General features: G+C 69.2%; 1 protein-coding gene and 1 pseudogene. Both read left to right on the forward strand.

Translation table 11 applies throughout. The features are described 5' to 3' along the window. On the forward strand, window positions 1-1,600 hold a 1,600-nt coding region (locus AC1D15_RS30085; protein ID WP_477828906.1), incomplete at its 5' end, for a DUF1800 domain-containing protein. 10 nt (window positions 1,601-1,610) lie between these two features. Next, window positions 1,611-1,804 (forward strand): annotated as a pseudogene (locus AC1D15_RS30090) (DUF1501 domain-containing protein); the annotation flags it as partial.

Here is a 1,804-nt window from a genome sequence, read left to right on the forward strand (position 1 = left end):
GGCCACCGCCACTCAGCGCGACGCCGTCCGCCTCGCCGACCAGGCCAGCTTCGGCCCGAGCGAGGCCCTCGTCACCGACATCAAGTCCAAGGGCGCCGCCGCCTGGATCACCGCGCAGATGGCGCTCAACAGCTCGCGCTACACCAGCGGCAAGACCGGCGAGATCCACCAGAACACCAGCGCCACCGACTTCTGCGAGCTGCCGGCCCACGTCAACGAGCCCGACTGCTGGCGCGACTGGTTCTCGACCGAGCCGCTGCTGTGGGATTTCTACCGCAACGCGGTGAAGCAGCCCGACCAGCTGCGCCAGCGCGTCGCGTTCGCGCTGCAGCAGGTCGTCGTCGTCAACAGCCTCGAGGTCAGCGGCAACTACGGCTTCCGCGTCTACTACAACAACCTGCTCGACAACGCGTTCGGCAACTACCGCGACGTGCTCAAGAAGGTGACGCTGTCGCCGGTGATGGGCGACTTCCTGAACAACGCGAACAACGACAAGGCCGCGCCGAACGAGAACTACGCGCGCGAGCTGCTGCAGCTGTTCTCGATCGGCACCTGCGAGCTGAACACCGACGGTTCGCTGAAGACCGGCAAGTGCGTGCCGACCTACAGCAACGACACCGTGCGCGCCTATGCCTTCGCGCTGACCGGCTGGACCTACCCGGCCGGCGGCGCCACCTCGTACGGCTGCTACCCGACCGGCATGAACTGCCGCTACTACGGCGGCGACATGATCGCGGTCGACAAGTTCCACGACACCACCGCGCGCGACCTGCTGGGCGGCGCCCAGCTCGCGGCCGGCACCAAGGCCCCGGCCGCGCTCGAGACCGTGCTCGACAGCCTGATGGCACATCCCAACACCGCGCCCTTCATCGGCAAGCAGCTGATCCAGCAGCTTGTCACCAGCAACCCGACGCCGCAGTACGTGGCCCGCGTGTCGGCCGCGTTCAGCAGCGGCAAGTACACGTACTTCGACAAGAGCTGGGGCAGCGGCAGGAACGGCGACCTGGCCGCCACCGTCGCGGCCGTGCTGCTCGACAGCGAGGCGCGTGCCGAGACCGCCACGCGCAACAGCGGCAAGCTGCGCGAGCCCACGCTGATGTTCACCGGCACGCTGCGCGCGCTGAACGGCAACACCGACGGCGACTCGCTGAGCTGGTGGTGGGGCGACAGCCTGCGCCAGCACGTGTTCCGCCCGCCCTCGGTCTTCAACTACTACCCGCCCGACTACCCGGTGCCCGGCACCACGCTGGTCGGCCCGGCCTTCGGCATCCACAACGCCAACTCGGCGCTGGAGCGGCTCAACTTCCTGACCTACCTGTTCGACTGGGGCGGCACCAAGCCGGCCGACAGCGGTGCACCGAACCCGGTGGGCACGCTGGTGGACCTCTCGGCCTTCACCGCCGACGCGACCGATGCCGCCAAGCTGGTCGACCGGCTGTCGATGCTGGCGATCGGCCAGGCGCTGCCGGCCGGGCCGCGCACCGACGTGATCGCCGCGGTGTCGGTCTCGGGCTCCAGCACCGACGCGCAGAAGCTCAACCGCGTGAAGATGGCCGCCTACCTCGTGTTCGGCTCGCCCAATTACCAAGTGCAGCGCTGAGGAGCCCGACATGACACACCCCACCCACGCTCCCGCTTCGATGGACCGCCGCCGCTGGCTGCTCGGCTCCGGCGCCACGCTGGCCGGCGCGCTCGGCACCGGCACGCTGTCCAACCTGCTGCTCGGCGCCCGCCCGGCGTACGCGGCCGACTACAAGGCGCTGGTCTGCCTCTTCATGTACGGCGGCAACGACGGCTTCAACAC

Source organism: Rhizobacter sp. P2_H2 (assembly GCF_056403375.1).